2 protein-coding genes (1 of these 2 cut by a window edge) are annotated in these 23540 nt (G+C 68.7%); both read left to right on the top strand.

Features of this window, described 5'->3' with window-relative positions:
- Positions 1-6933, top strand: the 3' end of a protein-coding gene (locus H7J89_RS10780) for a non-ribosomal peptide synthetase (protein WP_264043268.1). The gene continues 9624 nt to the left of window position 1, outside the view; 6933 of the gene's 16557 nt are visible here — the last part of the coding sequence; its start codon lies beyond the left edge, outside the window; the stop codon is at positions 6931-6933.
- Positions 6930-23540: a non-ribosomal peptide synthetase gene (locus tag H7J89_RS10775; protein ID WP_372513759.1), complete on the top strand. Its 16611-nt coding sequence runs from the start codon at positions 6930-6932 to the stop codon at positions 23538-23540. The genes H7J89_RS10780 and H7J89_RS10775 overlap by 4 nt, the downstream gene beginning before the upstream one ends.

Below are 23540 nucleotides of genomic sequence, written 5' to 3'. Positions count from 1 at the left end.
GGCGGGCGCCTGGTAGTGGTGCCCGACCAGGTGACGAGATCACCGGACGACTTGCGCGCCCTGCTCATCGCCGAGCGCGTCACCGTGCTCACCCAAACGCCGTCGGCGGCCGCGGCGCTCCCCCCGCAGGGGCTGGAGTCGGTGGCGCTGCTGCTCGGCGGCGAGGCCTGCCCGCCCGAGCTGGTGGACAGGTGGGCCCCGGGGCGGGTGGTGATCAACGCCTACGGCCCCACCGAAACCACCGTCTACGCAACGCTCACCGCCCCGCTGACGGCCGGATCGGGGACCGTCCCCATCGGGGCGCCGGTATCCACAGCGGCATTGTTCGTCCTCGACGAATGGCTGCACCCGGTGCCGCCCGGAGTGGTCGGCGAACTCTATGTGGCCGGACGCGGCGTCGGCGTCGGTTATATCGGCCGGCCCGGCCTGACCGCGGCGCGGTTCGTGCCATGCCCCTACGGCGGGCCCGGCGCGCGGATGTACCGCAGCGGTGACCTGGTGCGCTGGGGACCCGACGGGCAACTGTGTTACCTCGGCCGCGCCGACGAACAGGTCAAAATCCGCGGCTACCGAATCGAACTGGGCGAAATCCAGGCCGCGCTGGCCGAACTCGACGGCGTCGAACAGGCCGCGGTCATCACCCGCGAGGACCGCCCCGGCGACAAACGACTGGTCGGATACGTAGTCGAAACCGCTTCCCTCACCGTCGATCCCGTCGCGGCGCGGGCCGCGCTGGCGGAGCGGCTGCCCGGTCACATGGTTCCCCAGGCGATCGTGACGCTCAACGCGCTGCCGCTGACGGTCAACGGCAAGCTCGACACCCGGGCCCTGCCCCCGCCCGACTACGCCCCCGAGCGCTACCGGGCCCCCGCCACCGCCGCTGAGGAGATCCTGGCCGGCATCTACGTCCAGGTGCTGGGCGTCGAACGCGTCGGTGCCGACGACTCGTTCTTCGACCTGGGCGGGGACTCGCTGTCGGCGATGCGTTTGATCGCCGCCGTCAACACCGGGCTGGACGCCGACCTCGCAGTGCACGAATTGTTCGACGCGCCAACGGTCGCGCAGCTGGCGTCGCGCCTCGATGGCGAGGCCCGTCGCCGTGAGCCGTTGCGGGCATGCCGGCGCCCGGCCATTATCCCGCTCTCGTTCACCCAGAACCGGCTGTGGGTTCTCGACCAGCTACAGGGGTCCTCCGCGGTTTACAACATTCCGGTGGCCCTCGAGCTGCGCGGCCCGCTCGACGCCGAAGCGCTCGGCGCGGCGCTGGCCGACGTGGTCGCCCGGCACGAAACCTTGCGCACGATATTTCCCGCACTGGATGGGATACCGCAGCAACTCGTTATCTCCGCTGAGCGGGCGGACTTCGGTTGGGAAATCATCGATGCCACCGGATGGCCGTCGGCCCGACTCGACGAGGCACTCGACGAAGCGGCGCGTCATCCCTTTGCCTTGGAGACCGACATCCCCCTGCGGGCGAAGCTTTTCCGTGTCGCCGACGAGGTGCACGTGCTGGTGTGCGCGGTGCACCACATCGCCTTCGACGGGTGGTCGGTGGTGCCGATGATCCGCGACATCGGCGAGGCCTATGCCAGCCGATGCGACGGGCGAGCCCCCGGCTGGCCTGAATTGCCACTGCAATACGTGGATTACACGCTGTGGCAGCGGGCGCAGTTCGGCGCGCTCGAGGACGGCCGCAGCCGGATCGCCGGCCAGCTGAAGTATTGGGAAGACGCTTTGGCCGACCTACCCGAGCGCCTGGAATTACCGACGGATCGGCCCTACCCCTCGGTCGCAGATCAGCGTGGCGCCAAAGTCGCCGTGGACTGGCCGGCCGAGCTGCAGCGACGCATACGCGAAGTGGCCCGCGACTTCAACGCGACCGGTTTCATGGTGGTGCAGTCCGCCCTGGCGGTACTGCTGTCACGGCTCAGTGCGAGTTCCGATGTGGCCGTGGGATTTCCGATCGCCGGGCGGGGTGACCCCGGCCTCGACGACCTGGTGGGATTCTTCGTCAACACGTTGGTGTTGCGGGTCGACGTGGCCGGTGACCCGACCGCCGCCGAGTTGCTGGCCCAAGTTCGCCGGCGCAGCCTGCTGGCCTTCGAGCATCAAGACGTGCCGTTCGAGGTGCTCGTCGAGCGGCTCAACCCCACCCGGTCGCTGAGCCATCATCCGCTGGTTCAGGTGGCGTTGGCGTGGCAGAACCTGCCCGGACACCCCAGCGACCCGGCCGCCGTGCCTGTGTTGGGCGATGTGCGGGTCACCGAGTTGCCCCTGGACGCGCACGGTGCCCGCATGGACCTGACCTTCTCGCTGTCCGAACACTGGACCGACGACAACGCGCCCGACGGCATCCGAGGCGCGGTTGAATTCCGCACAGACGTGTTCGACCCCGACAGCATCACCACTCTTGTCGAGCGATTCCAGCGCATCCTGGTGGCGATGACCGCCGATCCCCAGGCCCGGTTGTCGACGATCGATGTGTTGGGCGCTGACGAGCACGCCCGTCTGGACAAGACGGGCAACCGGGCAATCCTGACCCGGCCGGCGCCCGAGCCGGTCTCCATACCGGCCCTGTTTGCCGCCCACGTGACGCGCACCCCCGATGCGGTCGCGATCAGCGACGGGCAGCGCCGCTGCACTTACCGCGAATTGGATGCGGCATCAAACCGGTTGGCGCACTTCCTGACCAGGACTGGCGCAGGCGCCGGCGAGAACGTGGCGCTGCTGTTCTCCCGCTCGGCCGAGGCCGTCATCGCGATCTTGGCGGTGCTCAAGACCGGGGCAACCTATCTGCCCCTCGACCCCGCGCTACCGGCGGGCCGGATCGATTTCATGCTCGCCGATGCCGCGCCGGTGGCCGCGATCACCACCGCGGCCCTGCGCTCGCGGCTGGATGGGCACCAGTTGACCGTCCTCGACGTGGAAGACGCCGCCGTGGGCACGCAACCAGACACACCGCTGCCTGCGCCCACCCCCGACGACATCGCGTATCTCATCTACACCTCAGGGACCACCGGTGTGCCGAAAGGTGTTGCCATCACTCACCACAACGTCACACAGTTGCTGGCCTCGTTGGATGCCGGCCTGCCGCCGAGAGGCGTTTGGCCGCAGTGTCATTCCCTGGCCTTCGACGTCTCGGTGTGGGAGATTTTCGGCGCCCTTTTGCGTGGCGGGCAAGTGGTGGTGGTGAACGAGGACGTGACCACGTCACCGGCCGACTTCCACGATGCGCTGGTGACCGGGGAAGTCGATGTGCTCACCCAAACCCCTTCCGCGGTGGGTGTGTTGTCACCCGAAGGCCTGGAGTCGGCGGCCCTGGTGGTGGTCGGTGAGGCTTGCGCCCCCGAAGTGGTCGATCAGTGGGCGCCCGGGCGAGTGATGATCAATGCCTACGGCCCGACCGAGACGACGATGTGTGTCGCGATCAGTGCGCCATTGACCGCCGGATCACCGACGGTGCCCATCGGCGCCCCGGTACCCGGGGCGGCGTTGTTCGTCCTCGACGAGTCGTTGCTTCAGGTACCGCCGGGGGTGGTCGGAGAGCTGTACATCGCCGGGCGCGGCGTCGGCGTCGGCTATCTGCGCCGGGCGGGGCTGACCGCCGCCCGATTTGTGGCCTGCCCCTTCGGAGGCCCCGGGGCGCGCATGTATCGCACCGGGGATCTGGTGCGGTGGGGCCGCGACGGGCAATTGCACTACCTGGGACGCGCCGACCAACAGGTCAAGATCCGCGGTTATCGCGTCGAACTCGGCGAAATCCAGATGGCGCTGGCCGCCCTCGACGGCGTCAACCATGCGGCCGTCGTCGCCCGCGAAGATCATCCCGGCGACAAACGACTGGTCGGCTATATCACCGGCACCGCCGAGCCGGTCGCCGTCCGTACCGCCCTGGCTGAGCGGCTGCCGGGCTACATGGTGCCAGCCGCCGTTGTCGCATTGGACGCGCTGCCCTTGACGGCCAACAAGAAGCTCGACACCCGCGCCCTTCCGGCACCCGACTATTCCAATGTCGACAACTACCGTCCCCCGACAGACGCCGTCGAGGAAATACTTGCGGGCATCTACGCGCAGGTCCTCGGACTCGAGCGGGTAGGAGTCGACGACTCCTTCTTCGACCTTGGCGGCGACAGCATTTCGTCGATGCAAGTGGTCGCCCGCGCCCGCGCAGCCGGACTCGGGTGCCGCCCGCGCGACATCTTCGTCGAACAGACCGTTGCCCGACTGGCCCGCGTCGCCCACGTCACCGAGGGTCTGGAAGCCGCCGCGGATGAGGGCATCGGCCCCGTACCGGCCACCCCGATCATGCATTGGCTACACGACATCGACGGACCCGTGGATCAGTTCAACCAAACGATGGTGCTGCAGGCGCCGCCCGGGGTCACCCACGCGGACGTGGTGGTGGTCCTGCAAGCCCTCCTGGACCAGCACGCCATGCTGCGGCTGCGCGTCACCGAGGGCGATGCCGGCGAGTGGACACTGACCGCGCGCGAGGCTGGTGCGGTGGATGCCGGCGGCTGCCTGCACGCCGTCGATGTGCTGACCGACGGTGCGGTGTCGGACGCCCGGGCGCAGCTGAGCCCCGCCGGCGGGAGAATGCTCAGCGCGCTGTGGGTGGCCGGCACCGGCCAGCTGGCGCTGATCATCCACCATCTTGCCGTCGATGCGGTGTCCTGGCGAATCCTCTTGGAGGACATCAACATCGCCTGGGCTCAACACGCCGGTGGCCAGCCGGTCGCACTGCCCTCGGGCGGAACGTCCTTCCAGCGGTGGGCATCTCTGCTCGCCGAGCACGCCGACCAGCCCGCGGTTTTGGACCAGGCCGAGACCTGGCAACGGGTGGCGACGACGCAGGCCGCGCTGACACCACCCAAACCCGAGACTGATACCTACGCGAGCGCGGGGCATCTGACGGTTTCGCTGGACACCGAGACCACCCGCGTACTGCTCGGTGAGGTCCCCGCGGCCTTTCACGCCGGCATCCAGGACATCCTGTTGATCGCCTTCGGCTTGGCGTGGACCGAGTTTTCGGGCTCGGAGGGTGGCGGGCCTATCGGCATCGATGTCGAGGGCCATGGCCGTTACGATGACCTCGCCCCTGATGTCGACCTGTCCCGCACCGTGGGCTGGTTCACCACCAAGTCCCCGGTGTCGCTGGCGGTCGACGGGCTGCACTGGGCCCAGCTGATGGCCGGCGACGCTGCGGTCGGCCCAATCGTCAAGCGGGCCAAGGAACAGCTTCGCGCCCTGCCCGACGCCATAACGTACGGCCTGCTGCGCTACCTCAACCCAGATGTCGCACTCCCCGAATACGACCCGACGATCGGGTTCAACTACTTCGGGCGGCTCGGCGCGGCCGAGGACTCCGCCGCACTGTGGCGGGTCAGCCGAGACGGTCTCGAGGTCTCCACCTCCGCCGCGGCGGTGCCCATGCCGCTGGCTCACACACTGGAACTCAACGCCAGCGCAGTCGACACGGCCACCGGACCTCACCTGCATGCCGACTGGACCTGGGCCCCTTCGGCGCTCGATCACACCCAGGTCGCCCGGCTCAGCCGGCTGTGGTTCGACGCGCTGACCGGCATCTGTGCCCACGTCCAACGCGGTGGCGGCGGCATGACCCCCTCCGACGTCTTCCCCGCCCACCTCACCCAAAAGCAGATCGACGAGCTGCAGCAGCATCACCGAATCGCCGACATCCTGCCGCTCACCCCTCTCCAGCAGGGGTTGCTGTTCCACTCCGCCCGACAGAACAGCGACAACGACCTGTACGCAATGCAACTCGACATCACCGTCGCCGGCCCACTCCACCCCGATCGCCTGCACGACGCCGTGGATGCCGTCATCGCCCGTCACCCCCACCTGGCCGCCCGATTCTGCAGTCAATTCGACCAGCCGGTGCAGATCATCCCCGCCGATCCGCAATCTATCTGGCAATTCCTCGAATTCGAGACCGATGTCGACGAGCAGGTCCGGCGGATATGCGCCGCGGAGCGCGCCGCGGTCTGCGACCTCAGGGGCTCGCCGGCTTTTCGCGTTGCTCTGCTCCGTACCGGCCCGGAACGGCATCGGGTCATCCTGACCAATCACCACATTGTGCTCGACGGCTGGTCCTTGCCGATCCTGCTGCAGGAGATCTTCGCCAGTTATTACGGCCAGCGACTTCCGGCCGCCGGGTCGTATCGCCGGTTCGTCACGTGGCTCGCCGAGCGAGACCTGGCCGCCGCCCAGGCGGCCTGGCGTGACGTGCTGGCCGGTTTCGACATTCCCACACTTGTCGGACCGCCGGGCCGGTCAAAGCTGGGACCGCGAGGCGTTGCCTCGGCCCGGGTTCCGGAGGCCACCACCCAGGCCGTGAGCGAGCTGGCCCGGTCCTGTCGCACCACCGTGAACACGGTGCTTCAGGGCGCCTGGGCGCAGGTGCTGATGTCGATGACCGGCCGGCGTGACGTCGTCTTCGGCGCCGCGGTCTCGGGACGGCCCACCGAGGTGGCCGACGCGGAATCCATTGTGGGACTGATGATCAACACGGTCCCGGTGCGGGCCACGATCGGACCGGAGACCACTATCGCCGATCTGCTCGACCAGCTCCAGAGTGCCCACAACCACACCCTCGACCATCAACATCTGGCGCTCAACGAAATTCACCGAATTACCGGGCACGACCAGCTGTTCGACACGCTTTTCGTGTTTGAGAACTACCCCATCGACACCACCGCGCTGTTGAACAACAACGGATTGGCCATCACCGATTTCACCGGCACCGAATCCACCCATTACCCGCTGACAATGCAGGCCCGGCCCGACCGCGAATTGATCCTTCGCGTCGAATACGACAGCGACGTGTTCGATGCGGCCGCCGTCGAATCATTGATCGAGCGCTTCCAGCGGGCGTTGGTCGCGATGACCACCGATCTGGGCGGCCAATCGTGACCACCAATCCAACACGGCGGCTGTTGTCCATCGATCTCCTCAACGAGTCTGAGCACGCACACCTGGATGAGTGGAGCAACCGCGCGGTATTGGCCAAGCCTTCGGCGCCCGTGTCGATTCCGGCGCTGTTCGCCGCCCAGGTGGAGCGCGCGCCCGAGGCGGTGGCGGTCACCTTCGAGGGCCGCTCGATGACGTACGGCGAACTCGACCAGGCGTCGAACCGGCTGGCGCACTTGCTGGTCGGATATGGCGCCGGCCCCGGCGCGTGCGTGGCAGTGCTGTTCTCCCGGTCCGCCGAGGCGATTCTGGCGATCCTGGCGGTGCTCAAAACCGGGGCGGCGTATCTGCCGATCGATCCGGCGGTGCCCGCCTCCCGCATCGAATTCATGGTCGCCGACGCCGCGCCCATGGCCGCGGTCACCACCGCCGCGCAGTCCGGGCGGCTGCGCGGATGCGAGCTGGCCGTCGTCGAGATCGACGACCCAGGCATCGACACCCAACCTGGCACCCCGCTGCCGGCCCCGGCCCCGGACGACCTCGCCCACATCATCTACACATCGGGCACCACCGGTGTCCCGAAAGGCGTTGCCGTTACCCACCACAACGTCACCCGACTGTTCGAGTCACTCGACGTCGGGCTGGAACTGACTCCGGCACAAGTGTGGAGCCAGTGCCACTCTTACGCGTTCGACTTCTCGGTGTGGGAAATCTGGGGCGCGCTGTTGTTCGGCGGGCGGCTGGTCGTGGTGCCCGAGGCGGTGACCGGTGCACCGTCGGACTTCCACGCCCTGCTCGTCACCGAACACGTCACCGTCTTGAGCCAGACCCCCACAGCGGCAGCCGCCCTCTCCCCCAAGGGATTGGAATCGGTGGCGCTGATGGCCGCGGGTGAGGCCTGCCCAGCCGACCTGGTCGACCGCTGGGCACCCGGGCGCGTGATGATCAACGGCTACGGGCCAACCGAAACCACCGTCTACGCCACGATCAGCGCCCCGCTCAGCACCGATTCGGCGGTGGTGCCCATCGGTACACCCGTGCCGGGGGCGGCGCTGTTCGTCCTCGACGAGTTGCTGCACCCGGTACCGCCCGGAGCGGTCGGCGAACTCTACGTGGCCGGCCAGGGCGTCGGGGTTGGGTATGTGCGCCGGGCCGGGCTGACCGCGTCACGGTTCGTTCCCTGTCCCTTCGGCGGAGCGGGGACGCGGATGTATCGCACCGGGGATCTGGTGCGGTGGGGCCCCGATGGGCAACTGCACTATCTGGGTCGCGCCGACCAACAGGTCAAGATCCGTGGTTACCGCATCGAACTCGGCGAGATCCAGGCCGCCCTGACCGCACTGGACGGCGTCGACCGGGCCGCGGTCATCGCGCGCGAAGACCGCCCCGGCGACAAACGGCTGGTCGGCTACATCACCGGGACCGCCGACCCGGCCACCGTGCGTGCCGCGCTGGCCGAGCGGTTGCCGAGTTACATGGTGCCCGCGGCGATCGTGATGTTGCCGGCACTCCCCTTGACGGTCAACGGGAAACTCGATACCCGCGCCCTGCCGGTGCCGGAATACCAAGACGCCGAACACTATCGCGCCCCGACCAACGCCGTCGAAGAGATCCTGGCCGGCATCTACGCACAAGTCCTCGGGCTCGACCGGGTCGGCATCGACGACTCGTTTTTCGACCTGGGCGGGAATTCGGTGTCCGCGATGCGACTGGTCTCCGCGATCAGCACCGCGCTGGACGCCGACCTCGACGTGCATACGTTGTTCGACTTTCCCACCATCGCCGAGCTGGCACCCCGTATCGGCGATGAGGCAGGGCGGCGGAAGCCGTTGGTGGCCGTCGAGCGCCCGGCGGTGGTGCCGTTGTCTTTCGCCCAGAACCGGTTGTGGTTCCTCGACCAATTACTCGGCCCCTCAGCGGTTTACAACATGGCGGTGGCATTGCGGTTGTGCGGGCACCTCGATGTCCACGCGCTGGGTGCGGCGCTGGCCGACGTGATCGCACGCCATGAGAGCCTGCGCACGCTGATCGCCGCACCGGACGGCATACCCCAGCAGCGGGTCGTGTCCGTCGAGCGGGCCGACGTGGGCTGGGAGATCGTCGAGGCCGCCGGATGGTCGCCGGGCAGGCTGATTGAGGCCGTCGAGCAGGCGGCGCGACACACGTTTGACCTGGCAGCCGAGATACCGCTGCGGGCAAGGCTTTTCCGGGTCGCCGACGATGATCACGTGTTGGTCGGCGTGGTGCACCATATCGCCGCCGACGGCTGGTCGATCACCCCGCTGTTGCGTGATCTGGGCATGGCGTATGCCAGCCGGAGCGCAGGGCGCGCCCCGGGCTGGGCCGAATTGCCGGTGCAGTACGTGGATTACACGTTGTGGCAACGCGAACGGTTCGGCGATCTCGACGACGGCGACAGCCCCATCGCCGGGCAGCTGGCCTACTGGCAGGATGCCCTGGCCGGGATGCCCGAGTTCCTGCAGCTGCCAACCGATCGGCCCTATCCGCTGGTGGCCGATCTGCGCGGCTCCAAGGCCGACGTGGACTGGCCGGCGGAGCTCCAGCAACGAGTGCGTCGACTCGCCGGTGAGCACAACGCGACCAGCTTCATGGTGGTTCAGACCGCCTTGGCAGTGCTGCTGTCCGCGCTCAGCGCGAGTTCCGATGTGGCGGTGGGTTTCCCGATCGCCGGGCGTAGCGATCCCGCGCTCGACGAGTTGGTCGGGTTCTTCGTCAACACCCTGGTGTTGCGGGTCGATCTGGCTGGAGATCCCAGCTTCGGCGAACTCCTGGCCCAAGTGCGCCGGCGCAGCCTCGCCGCCTACGATCACCAGGACGTGCCCTTCGAGGTGCTGGTCGAGCGGCTCAACCCAACCCGGTCCTTGGCCCATCACCCCCTGGTCCAGGTGATGCTGTCCTGGCAGAACCTTTCCGGGCACGAAAACCACGACCCCGCCGCCGGATTGGCGTTAGGCGATGTGCAAGCCACCCAGATGCCGGTGAACACCCACACCGCCCGCATGGACCTGTCGTTCTCCCTTGCCGAACGCTTCACCGAGGCGGGCGAGCCCGCCGGCATCGGCGGCGCGGTCGAGTTCCGCAGCGATTTGTTCGACACGGCAACCGTCGCCGCACTCATCGAGCGGTTCGAACGCGTGTTGGACGCGATGACCGCCGACCCGGACCAGCGGTTGTCGTCGGTGGACGTGCTGGATGCCGCCGAGCATGCCCGGTTGGATGAGCTCGGCAACCGGGCGGTCTTGATCGAGCCGACGCCCGCGCCCGTGTCCGTTCCGGAACTGTTCGCCGGCCACGTGGCCGGCTCGCCGCAGGCGGTCGCGATCCGCTGCGGCGGCCGCTCACTGACCTATCGGGAACTCGACGAGGCCGCCAACCGGTTGGCGCACCGGTTGACGGCCGACGGGGTGGGGCCGGGCTCGTGTGTGGCGCTGTTGTTGGAGCGATCCGCGCAGGCGGTGGCGACGATGCTGGCCGTACTCAAGTCCGGGGCAACGTATTTGGCGATCGACCCTGCGCTGCCCGACACCCGGATCGAGTTCATGATCGCCGATGCCGCGCCGGTCGCCGCTATCACCACCGCGGGCCTGCGGTCGCGACTGGACGGGTACAGCATGTCGGTCATCGACGCGGACGACCCCGCTGTGGACGGCCAACCCCGCTCCGCGCCGCCGGCACCCGATCCGGACGACATCGCCTACCTCATCTACACCTCGGGCACCACCGGCGTCCCCAAAGGTGTTGCCATCAGCCATCGCAACCTGACCCACTTGGCACAGTCAGGACCCCCGGGCCTGCCCGGCGCCCAGGTCTGGACCCAATGCCACTCCTATGCCTTCGACTTCTCCGTGTGGGAAATCTGGGCCGCGCTGCTCGGCGGCGGGCGGCTGGTCGTCGTACCCGACGAGGTAGCCGCCTCGCCGGAGGACTTTCACGCCTTACTGGTCGACGAAGAGGTGAACGTGCTCACCCAGACCCCGTCCGCGGCGGCCGCGCTCGCACCGCAGGGGCTGGATTCGGTGGCGCTGCTGCTGGGCGGTGAGGCCGTCCCCGCCGAGGTGGTGGATCGCTGGGCACCCGGACGGGTGGTGATCAACGCCTACGGCCCGACCGAGGCGACGGTGTACGCGTCGATGAGCCGGCCGCTGGCAGCGGGGTCCGGGGCGGCGCCGATCGGCGGCCCGGTGGCCACCGCGGCGTTGTTCGTCCTCGACGAATGGCTGCGCCTCGCGCCGCCCGGGGTGGTCGGCGAGTTGTATGTGGCCGGCCGCGGCGTGGGAGTCGGGTATGCGCGCCGGGCCGGGTTGACCGCGTCACGATTCGTCCCCTGCCCCTTCGGCGAACCCGGGACGCGCATGTATCGCACCGGCGACCTCGTGCGGTGGGGTCCCGACGGGGAGCTGCGCTACCTCGGACGCGCCGACGATCAGGTGAAGATCCGCGGGTATCGCGTCGAACTCGGCGAGATCCAAACCGCCCTGGCGGGGCTGGCCGGTGTGGAGCAGGCGGTGGTGATCGCCCGCGAGGACCGTCCCGGAGACAAACGCCTGGTCGGCTACATCACCGGGACGGCGGGCCCCGCCGAGGCGCGTGCCCAGCTGGCTCAGCGGCTCCCGGCCTATATGGTTCCCGCCGCGGTGGTTCGCGTCGACGCACTGCCGTTGACGGTCAACAACAAACTCGACACTCGCGCCCTGCCGGCACCGGAGTACGGGAACGTCGATCATTACCGCGCGCCGACCAACGCGGTCGAGGAGGTCCTGGCCGGCATCTACGCCCAGGTGCTCGGGCTGAAGCGGGTGGGGGTTGACGAGTCGTTCTTCGACCTGGGCGGGGACAGCATCTTGTCGATGCAGGTGGTGGCCCAGGCGCGGGCGGCCGGGCTGACGTGTCGGCCGCGCGACATCTTCGTCGAACAGACCGTGGCCCGGCTGGCGCGCGTGGCCGCGGTGGCCGGCGTCGAAGCCGTTCCCGTCGATGCGGGTGTGGGGCCGGTGCCGGCCATCCCGATCATGCGCTGGCTTTACACCGTGGCCGGGCCGATCGACCAGTTCAACCAGGCGATGGTGGTCCAGGCACCCGCCGGGGTCACCGAGGCCGACGTGGTGATCGTTATTCAGGCGCTGCTGGACCGGCACGCCATGCTGCGGCTTCGCGCCGGCACCGACGATGCCGGCCACCTGTCGCTTCACGTGCCCGAGCCGGGTTCGGTCGACTCCCGCGCTTGCCTGCAGGTCGTCGACGCGCTCTCCGACGAGGTGCTGGCAGACACCCGGTCACGGTTGAACCCGGCTGACGGGGCAATGGTTCGCGCACTATGGGCGACCGCCACCGGCCAGTTGGCGCTGGTCATTCACCACCTTGCCATCGACGCGGTGTCCTGGCGAATCCTGTTGGAGGACTTGAACATCGCGTGGGGTCAGCATCGCGGCGGACAACCGATCGCGTTGCCGGCGGCCGGGACCTCGTTTGCCCGCTGGGCCGCATTGCTCGATGAGCACGCCCACGCCCCCGCAGTCGTCAACCAGGCCGACCGCTGGCGAAAGGTGTTGGCGCTCCCGGCCGTGCTGCCGCCGGTACAACCCGAGGTGGATACCTATGCGGGCGCCGGGCACCTGACGGCAACACTGGATACCGAGACGACCCGCCTGCTGCTGGGCGAGGTGCCCGCGGCGTTTCACACCGGCATCACCGACATCCTGCTGATCGCCTTCGGCATGGCCTGGGCCGAATACGTCGGCGCCGACGGTGGCGCACCCATCGGCATCGACGTTGAAGGCCACGGTCGCCACGACGACCTGTTCCCCGACGTCGACCTGTCGCGCACGGTGGGCTGGTTCACCACCAAATACCCGGTCTCCCTGGCGGCCGGGGGGCTGCGCTGGGCTCAGGTCGTGGGCGGTGACGCGGCCCTGGGTGCGGTGATCAAAGCCGCCAAAGAACAGCTCCGCGCGCTGCCCGACGGCCTGACCTTCGGGCTGCTGCGTCACCTCAACACCGACATCGACATGCCCGGTTCGGATCCGGCGATCGGGTTCAACTATTTGGGCCGGATGGGCGCGGGCGCCGCCGACCTCCCCGACGAGCTGTGGCGCGTCAGCCAGGACGGGCTGTCGGTCGCCGCCGCGACCACCGTGCCGATGCCCTTGGGACACACCGTGGAAGTCAACGCCGTCGCGTTGGAAAACGATGACACCGGCACCGGCCCACGCCTGCACGCGACCTGGACGTGGGCCCGTTCCGCACTCGACCACGGCCAGGTCAGCCGGCTCAGCCGGCTGTGGTTCGACGCCCTGGCCGGCATCTGCGCGCATGTCCAGCGCGGCGGCGGCGGGCTCACACCCTCCGATATCGTCCCCGCCCGGCTCAGCCAACCCCAGATCGACGAGCTGCAGCAGCGGTACCGGATCGCCGACATCTTGCCGTTGACTCCCCTGCAGCACGGACTGCACTTTCACGCCGGCGCCACCGGCGGCACCGGCGACCTGTACGCGATGCAGCTGGACATCACCGTCACCGGCCCCCTGGACCCGCATCGCCTGCACGATGCCGTACACGGGGTCATCAACCGCCATCCCAACCTGGCCGCCCGGTTCTGCGACGAATTCGACGCGCCGGTCCAAATCATTCCGGCCGACCCCACGCCGGCGTTTCAGTTCTTCGAACTGGACTCCGAGGAACAGGTCCAGCAGGTGTGTGCCGCCGAACGCGCCGCGGTCTGCGACCTCGCCCAGCCGCCGGCTTTTCGGGTGGCTTTGATCCGCACCGCCGAAGGGCGGCACCGGGTCGTCCTGACCAATCACCACATCGTGCTCGACGGTTGGTCCCTGCCGATCCTGTTGGGTGAGATCTTCGCCGGCTACTACGGACAGCGACTCCCCGCGGCCACGCCGTATCGCCGGTTCGTCGACTGGCTGGCCGATCGGGACCAGGAGGCCGCCCGCGCGGCCTGGCGCGATGTGCTGGCCGGCTTCGATACCCCCACCCTGGTGGCCCCACCCCGCCGATCGGGGCTCGGGCGGCGCGGCGTGGCCGCTTCGCGGTTGCCCGAGGAGACCACCCGGGCGCTGACCGACCTGGCGCGCTCATGTCACACCACCGTCAATACCGTGCTGCAGGCGGCGTGGGCGCAGCTGCTGATGGGGCTGACCGGCCACCATGACGTCACCTTCGGCACCGCGGTGTCCGGCCGGCCGACCGACGTGCCCGGCGCGGAAACGATGGTCGGCCTGTTGATCAACACGGTCCCGGTGCGCGCGACCATCACCCCGGCCACCAGCACCGTCGACCTGCTCGACCAACTGCGGAACGACCACAACCACACGCTGGAACACCAACACCTGGCGCTTACCGAGATGCACCGCGTCACGGGCCACGACCAGCTCTTCGACACCCTGTTCGTCTACGAGAACTACCCGATCGACACCGCCGCGTCGTTGGATGTCCGCGAACTGGCCATCACCGACGTCGCCACCCGCGAATCCACCCACTACCCGCTGACACTGCAGGCCATGCCGGGCGACGAATTGGGCCTGCGCATCGAATTCGACACCGACGTCTTCGACGCCGCCGGCATCGAAGCGCTGAGCGCGCGGTTGCAGCGGGTGCTGGTGGCCATGACCACCGATCCGGCGGCTCGGTTGTCGTCGACGGAGTTGCTCGATGCCGACGAGCACGCGCTCCTCGACGAGATCGGCAACCGCGCGGTATTGACCCAGCCCGCGACGCCGGTGTCGATTCCGGGACTGTTCGCCGCGCAGGCGGCGCGCACACCCGAGGCGGTGGCGGTCACCTTCGACGGCCACTCGAAGACATACCGCGATCTTGATCAGGCGTCAAACCGCCTGGCGCACTTGCTGATCGAACACGGCGTAGGACCCGGCCAGTGCGTGGCGCTGCTGTTCAACCGGTGCGCCGACGCGATCATCGCCATCCTGGCAACGCTGAAGGCGGGCGGGGCCTATTTGCCGATCGACCCGGCGCACCGGCCGACCCGTATCCAGTTCATGATGGCCGACGCCGCGCCGATCGCCGCGGTAACCACCACCGGGCTGGCCGACCGGCTGCGCGGGTACGACATCCCGGCCATCGCCACCGACGACCCCGCCGTTGACGCCTACCCGGACACGGGCCTCCCGCCACCCCGCCCCGACGACGTCGCCCACATCATCTACACCTCCGGCACCACGGGTGTCCCCAAGGGCGTCGCCGTCACCCACCACAACGTCACCCGGCTCTTCGACTCACTCGCCGTCGGCGTGGAGCCGGGGCCGGAACAGGTGTGGACGCAGTGCCACTCCTACGCCTTCGACTACTCGGTGTGGGAGATCTGGGGCGCCTTGCTGCACGGCGGCCGCCTGGTCGTGGTGCCCGAGGCGGTGGCGGCCGCACCGGACGACTTCCACGCCTTGCTCGTGGCTGAAAGGGTCAGCGTCTTGAGCCAGACCCCGTCGGCCGTGGCGACGCTCTCACCCGAGGGTCTGGGACCGGCGGCGTTGATGGTCGCAGCCGAGGCCTGCCCGGGCGACGTGGTGGACCGGTGGGCGCCCGGACGGGTGATGATCAACGGCTACGGCCCGACCGAGACCACGGTCTACGCCGCGATCAGCGCCCCGCTGACGGCGGGGTCGGCGGTGGTGCCGATCGGTACACCGGTGCCAGGGGCGGCCCTGTTCGTGCTGGACGGCTGGCTGCGGGCGGTGCCGTTCGGCATGGTCGGGGAGTTGTACGTGGCCGGCCGCGGCGTCGGGTGTGGCTATCTGCGCCGGACCGGGCTGACCGCGTCGCGGTTTGTGGCCTGTCCGTTCGGGGAGCCCGGAGCACGCATGTACCGCACCGGGGATCTGGTGCGGTGGGGCGCCGACGGGCAGCTGCAGTATCTCGGGCGCGCCGATGAACAGGTCAAGATCCGCGGATATCGCATCGAACTCGGTGAGATTCAGGCGGCGCTGGCCGCGCTGGACGGGGTGGAGCAGGCGGCGGTGATCGCCCGCGAGGACCGCCCGGGCGACAAACGATTGGTGGGTTACCTCACCGAGTCCGTCCCCGGGGCGGTGGACCCGGCCGCGATCCGTGCCCGGCTCGCCGAACGGCTACCGGCGTACATGGTCCCCGCCGCGGTGATGGTGGTTCCGGCACTGCCCCGCACGGTCAACGGCAAGCTCGACAGGCGCGCCCTGCCGGCACCCGAATACCGGGCCGGTCCTTACCGGGCCCCCGCCGACGTGGTCGAAGAGGTGCTGGCCGGCGTGTACGCCCAGATCCTGGGCCTGGAGCGGGTCGGGGTCGACGAGTCGTTCTTCGACCTGGGCGGCGATTCGCTGTCGGCGATGCGCCTGGTCACCGCGATCAACAAAACCCTGGATACCAACCTGGCGGTACGCACGATCTTCGACGCGCCGTCGGTGAGAAGCCTGAGCCAGCTGTTGGGTAGGGACGGCAGGCTGCTGGAAGCAGCCCCGGCCGTGAGCCCGGCCAGCGATCGGTGCTTCGCGTCCGTGCACGGTGGCGACACCGCCGAGCTGCGCGCCGTCGATCTCACGCTGGACAAGTTCATCGACGCCCCCACACTGTCGGACGCACCCGGCCTGCCCCGGGCCACGACCGAGCCGCGGACCGTCCTGCTCACCGGGGCCACCGGTTTCCTCGGCCGCTACCTGGTCCTGCAATGGCTCGAGCGAATGCAACTCGTCGATGGCACCCTGATCTGCCTGGTGCGCGGAACGTCCGCCGACGATGCGCGACGCCGGCTGGACAAGACCTTCGACAGCGGCGACCCAAAGCTGTTGCGGCACTACCAGGAAATGGCCGCCGATCATCTCGAGGTGGTCGCCGGCGACAAGGGCGAAGCCAACCTCGGCCTAAACCGGCAGACCTGGCAGCGGCTGGCCGACACCGTCGATCTGATCGTCGATGCCGCCGCGCTGGTCAATGCGGTCCTGTCGTACCGAGAGCTGTTCGGGCCGAACGTCATGGGCACCGCCGAGCTGATCCGGATCGCACTCACCACCAAGATCAAGCCCTACGCCTACGTGTCGACGTCGGACGTCGGCCGCCAGATCGAGCGGTCGCTGTTCACCGAGGACGCCGACATCCGGGTCATCAGCCCGATCCGCACCGTGGACGGAAGCCTGGCCAACGGCTACGGCAACAGCAAGTGGGCCGGCGAGGTGCTGCTGCGCGAAGCGCACGACCTGTGCCGGCTGCCGGTCTCGGTCTTCCGCTCCGGCATGATCCTGGCCGACACCACCTACGCGGGGCAGCTCAACCTGCCGGACACCGTCACCCGCATGATGCTGAGCATCCTGGCCACCGGCGTCGCGCCCGCCTCGTTCTTCCAGCTCGACCCCGACGGCAATCGGCAACGCGCACACTTCGACGGGCTGCCCGTCGGCTTTATCGCCGAGGCGATCGCCACGCTGGGCGCCCAGGCCGGCCGGGATTCTTCGAGTGGCTTCCAGACCTACCACGTGATGAACCCGCACGACGACGGCATCGGGCCCGACGAGTACGTCGACTGGCTGATCGAGGCGGGCCATCCCATCCGGCGCATCGACGACTTCGGGGAGTGGTTGCAGCGGTTCGAGGCCGCCCTGCGTGCCCTGCCGGATCGACAGCGCCGGTACTCGGTGCTGCAGATGTTGCTGTTGCGCAACGCTACTCAACTGCAGCCCCCCGAGCCGAGCCGCGGGTCCTACGCCCCGACCGAGGTGTTCCGCGCCGCGGTCCGGGAAGCGAAGATCGGCACCGACCAGGACATCGCGGACATTCCGCACGTGACGGCGCCGATCATCATCAAGTACGCCACCGACCTGCAACTGCTCGGACTGCTGGGTGCGGACCGGGTCGGAGCCGACGACTCGCGCCGAGATGCGGGTCGGCGTAAGCCGTTGGTGGCCGGTCCGCGGCCCGCAGTGGTCCCGCTGTCGTTCGCCCAAAGCCGGCTGTGGTTCCTCAACCGCTTCGAGGGCGGGGTTGCGACCTACAACATGCCGATCGCTTTTCGGATGAACGGGCCCCTGAACGTCGCGGCCCTGGAATCGGCCCTCGACGATGTCGTCGCCCGCCACGAATCGCTGCGCACTATATTTCCCGACATCGACGGTGTGCCGTTTCAGCAGGTGATGCCGCCCAAGGCGGGCATGTGGCGAGGCGGGGGCCCGGCGGTCACGCCTTTGCCGGAGCAGGATGTCGCCGCCCACGTGATCACGCTGGCGGGTCACCGGTTCGATTTGTCGGCGGAGATCCCGATCCGTGCGCAGATCTACTCCGTCGGGCCCGAGCGTCATGTGGTGACAATCGTGTTGCACCACATCGCTTTTGACGGATGGTCGTTCGCGCCGATGGTCAGGGACATCGCCGAGGCGTACCGGGCGCGGGCGCGGGGGGAGGCCCCGCGGTGGACACCGTTGCCGGTGCAGTACGCGGATTACACGCTCTGGCAATCGGACTTGTTGGGCGCTGAGTCCGATCCGGACAGCGTCATCGCGGGCCAGTTGCGGTACTGGCGGCAAGAACTGGCCGATCTGCCGGTAGTGGCGTCGCTGCCGACGGATCGGGCCCGCTCGCCGGAGCCCAGTTTCCGCGGTGATGCGATCGACGTGGCCATCGACCCGCGAACCTGGGCGGGCGTCAAAGGCGTTGCAGCAGAGCATAATACGACGGCATCGATGGTGCTCCAAGCGGTGGTGGCGGTGCTGTTGCACCGAGTCGGCGTCGGTGAGGACGTGGTGATGGGCACGCCGATCGCCGGACGGTTGGATCAGGCGCTCGACGACCTGGTCGGGTTCTTCGTCAACACCTGGGTGTTGCGGGTGGGGGTCACTTCTGCGCACCGGTTCAGCGATGTGCTCCAACAGGTGCGCCATAAGGCCCTGGATGCCTACGGCAATCAGGATGTCCCGTTCGAGCGGCTGGTCGAGCAACTGAATCCCGCGCGATCCACGGCACACCATCCACTGTTTCAGGTGTTCATGGCCTTTCAGAACAATGTGCGCCCCGAGGCGTTGTCGTTCGACGAGCTCAGTGTCGAGCCGCTGACGGCGGCGACAGGCACCGCCAAATTCGACCTGGAATTCGAGTTCAGCGAAGTGCCGACCGACGACCCGGCGGCGCCGATGGCCACCGGTGTGGTGACGTATGCGACCGATCTGTTCGACCGGGCCACCGTCGAGCGGTTGGTCGCCTGGCTTGGGCGCCTGATCGAGGCGGTGGTGGCGGACGCGTCGGTGGTGGTGGGGGACGTCCCGCTGCTCGATCGCCGCGAGCGGGACCTGGTGCTGTCGCAGTGGTCTGGCGCCGGCGTGGGAACGCCCGTGGAGGTGGCGCCGCACTTGTTGGCCGCGGCGGTGGCGGCCCGCCCCGACGCGGTGGCGGTGGTGGACGGCGCCCGTGAGGTGTCGTATCGAGAACTGGATGAGTGGTCGACGCGGTTGGCGCGGATGCTGATCGAGGCCGGGGTGGGTCCCGAGCATGCCGTCGGCGTGGCGATGGATCGGTGTCTGGAGCTGGTGGTGGCCTGGTGGGCGGTGGTCAAGGCCGGCGGGGCGTATGTGCCGGTGGATCGGGCCTATCCAGTCGAACGGGTCGCCACGATGCTGGACACGGTCGACGCGGAGTGGGTGTTGACGTGTGGCGCCGACACCGTTGCCGGGGCCGGGGCGCGCCCGGTGCTGCGCGTCGACGGGCTGGACCTGAGCGGGCGCTGCGCGGACGCGATCACCGACGCCGAGCGGCTGGCGCCGTTGGGGGTGGGCAACACCGCGTACGTGATGTTCACGTCGGGGTCCACCGGTGCACCCAAAGGGGTCGCCGTCAGCCACGCCGGTCTGCTGGCGGCGGCGCTCGGCGAGGGCGTCGGCTTAGGAACGGATTCGCGGCTGCTGATGGTGGCCTCGCCGACATTCGATGTTTCGGTCGGCGAGTTGTTGGCGGCGGTGAGGTCGCAGGCGGCGCTGGTGGTGGCGGGCAGGGACGCCTACGCGGGGGAGGCGTTGACCACGTTGCTGCAACGCCAGCAGGTCAATGCGGCGGTATTCACCCCGACGGTGCTGTCGTCGCTGGATCCGAACCGGCTGACGGGCGTGGACACGCTGATCACCATCGGGGAGGCCCTGCCGGCCGAGTTGGCGGCCACCTGGGCGCCGGGCCGGCGGATGTTCAACACCTACGGCCCCACCGAGACCACGATCTGGGTCACCTGCACCGCGCCGCTGTCGGCGGGCCAGCCGGTGGGCATCGGCGCCCCGCTGCCTGGAGCGTGCGCGGCGGTTCTCGATGCCCGGCTGAACCCGGTGCCCAGGGGAGTGGTCGGCGAGTTGTACGTGAGCGGGCCGGTGCTCGCGCACGGCTATCTGGGCCGGGTCGACCTGACCGCGGAACGGTTCGTCGCGAACCCCTATGGCGCTGCCGGCGCGCGGATGTACCGCACCGGTGATCTGGTGCGCTGGACGCCGGACGGAGCCCTGGACTACGTGGGCCGCGCCGATTCCCAGGTCAAATTGCGCGGACAGCGCATCGAACTGGGCGAGATCGAAAACACCCTGCTGTCATGCCCGCAGGTCACCCAGGCGGCCGCAACCGTGCACCACACCAAGACCGGAGCGCACCTCGTCGCCTACCTCACCCTCGAGCGCAGCGCCGGAGCCGACCATGACGCCGAAACCGTCGAAGAGTGGCAGCACGTCTGGGACGAGCTGTACGGCGCCGAGGGCGGCGAGTCCGTGTTCGGCATGGATTTTCGGAGTTGGAACAGCAGCTACACCGGGGATCCGATTCCGCTCGAGGAGATGGTGGAGTGGCGCTCGGCAACGGTGGATCGGATCGGCGCCCTGCGGCCGCGAAGAGTGCTGGAGATCGGCGCGGGCTCAGGGTTGGTGCTTTCGCAGATCGCCCCGCACTGTGAGCACTACGTTGCCACCGACACCTCGCCGACGGCCATCGAATACCTGGCCCGCTCGCTGGAGAGGTTGCAGATCCCTTGGCGCGACCGGGTCCAGCTGCTGACCCAACCCGCCCATGTGGTCGAGGGCCTGCCGCCCGGCTACTTCGACACCGTCGTTCTCAACTCGGTCATCCAGTACTTCCCCAATCGGCAATACCTGGCCGAGGTCATCGACAACGCCATGGACCTGCTGGCTCCCGGCGGGGCCCTCTTCCTCGGCGACGTCCGCAACCACACCCTGCAAGCCGCCTTCCAAACCGCGGTCGCGCTGACCCGCACCGACAGCACGGACACCGCCGAGATCCGCCAGTGGGTTCAGCGCGCCATGCTCAGCGAATCCGAATTGCTCTTAGCCCCAGAGTTTTTCCTTACCTGGGCCGCCGACCGCCCATCGGTGGCCGGGCTCGACATCGAAGTCAAACGCGGGCTCGCCGACAACGAAGTGAACCGGTACCGCTACGACGTTGTCATCCATAAGACCCCGACGCAGGCGCGCTCGCTGGCGACGGTGCCCACCTGGACGTGGGCCCAATGCGCGGGGCTGGACGGATTGCGCGCCCAATTGACGACGCAACGTCCCGCCACGATCCGCGTCGCCGAAATCCCCCATACCGGAGTGATCGCCGACGTCCACGTCGAACAGGCCCTCGCGGCCGGGCTACCGCTGGCCGACGCGCTCGCCCAAGCCATCTCGCCCCCCGATACCGCCACTCCCGAGCAATTGCACCGCGCCGGTGAAGCCGCCGGATATCACGTCGCGGTGACCTGGGGCGCCCAACCCGGCACCCTCGATGCCGTCTTCATCGGCCGCGAGCCGCACCGCCGGCACGCCCCACCGGTGACCGACCTCTATCTGCCGGACACCCGGGCCCGCCTGAACACCCCCCACTCCAACGAACCCCGCACCAACACCAACGTCAGCGCGGTGCGTCAGCGCCTGAGTGCACGGTTGCCCGACTACATGGTGCCGTCCCAGATCGTCGTGCTCGAGCGATTCCCGTTGACCTCCTCGGGCAAGATCGACCGAAAGGCGCTGCCCGCGCCGGTGTTTGCCGCCACACCCTTCCAGGCACCGCACACCCCGACGGAGAAGATCGTGGCCAGCGTCTACGCCCAGGTGCTGGGGCTCGATCGGGTCGGGGTCGATGAGTCGTTCTTCGACCTGGGCGGCGATTCGCTGTCGGCGATGCGCCTGATCGACTCGATCAACAAGGCCCTGGATACCGACCTGGCGGTGCGCACGGTTTTCGACGCCCCGTCCGTCAGAAGCCTGAGCGAGCGGTTGGATCGACACGACAGTCCGGCCGGCGATCTGCTCTTTGCAGCCGTGCACGGAAGTGACAGCACCGAGGTGCGCGCCGGCGATCTGAGGCTGGACAAGTTCATCGACGCCCCGACGCTGTCGGCGGCCCCGAGCCTGCCCCGGGCCACGACCGAGCCGCGGACCGTCCTGCTCACCGGGGCCACCGGTTTCCTCGGCCGCTACCTGGCTCTGCAATGGCTCGAGCGAATGCAACTCGTCGACGGCACCCTGATCTGCCTGGTGCGCGCGAAATCCGCCGACGATGCGCGACGCCGGCTGGACAAGACCTTCGACAGCGGCGACCCAAAGCTGTTGCGCCATTACGAGAAATTGGCCGCCGATCATCTCGAGGTCATCGCCGGCGACAAGGGCGAAGCCAACCTCGGCCTGGACCGGCAGACCTGGCAGCGGCTGGCCGACACCGTCGACCTGATCGTCGATCCCGCCGCGCTGGTCAACACCGTGTTGCCCTACCGCGAATTCTTCGGGCCGAACGTCATGGGCACCGCCGAGCTGATCCGGATCGCACTCACCACCAAGATCAAGCCCTACGCCTACGTGTCCACGAGCGCCGTGGGCTACCAGATCGAGCGGTCGCTGTTCACCGAGGACGCCGACATCCGGGTCATCAGCCGCACCCGCGGAATCGACCGCAGCTACGGCAACGGATACCCCAACAGCAAGTGGGCCGGCGAGGTGCTGCTGCGCGAGGCCCACGACCTGTGCGGCCTGCCGGTCGCGGTGTTTCGTTGCGACGTCATCCTGGCCGACACCGCGTATGCGGGCCAGCTCAATCTGCCGGACGTCTTCACCCGCACGGCGTTGAGCATCCTGGCCACCGGCGTCGCGCCCGCCTCGTTCTTCCAGCTCGACGCCGACGGCAATCGGCAACGCGCACACTTCGACGGGCTGCCCGTCGGTTTCGTCGCCGAGGCGATCGCCACGCTGGGCGCCCGGGCGGTCGAAGGATTTCAGACCTACCACGTGATGAACCCGCACGACGACGGCATCGGGCTCGATGAGTACGTCGACTGGCTGATCGAGGCAGGCCATCCCATCCAGCGCGTCGACGACTTCGGGGAGTGGCTGCAGCGGTTCGAGGCCGCCCTGCGCGCCCTGCCGGACCGACAGCGCCGGCACTCGGTCCAGGACGTGTTGCAGTTCGTGTTACAGGCGGCCGAGCAGTTGCAGCCCCCCGAGCCGAGCCGCGGGTCCTACGCGCCGACCGAGGTGTTCCGCGCCGCGGTCCGGGAAGCGAAAATCGGCCCCGACCATGATATTCCGCACGTGACGGCGCCGATCATCACCAAGTACGCCACCGACCTACAACTGCTCGGACTCCTCTAG

Origin of the sequence: Mycobacterium paraffinicum (genome assembly GCF_025822865.1) — a bacterium.
In the GTDB taxonomy this organism is placed as follows: Bacteria; Actinomycetota; Actinomycetes; order Mycobacteriales; family Mycobacteriaceae; genus Mycobacterium; species Mycobacterium paraffinicum.
Note: the sequence above shows the minus strand (reverse complement) of the source record. Positions and strands in the feature narration are given on the sequence as shown.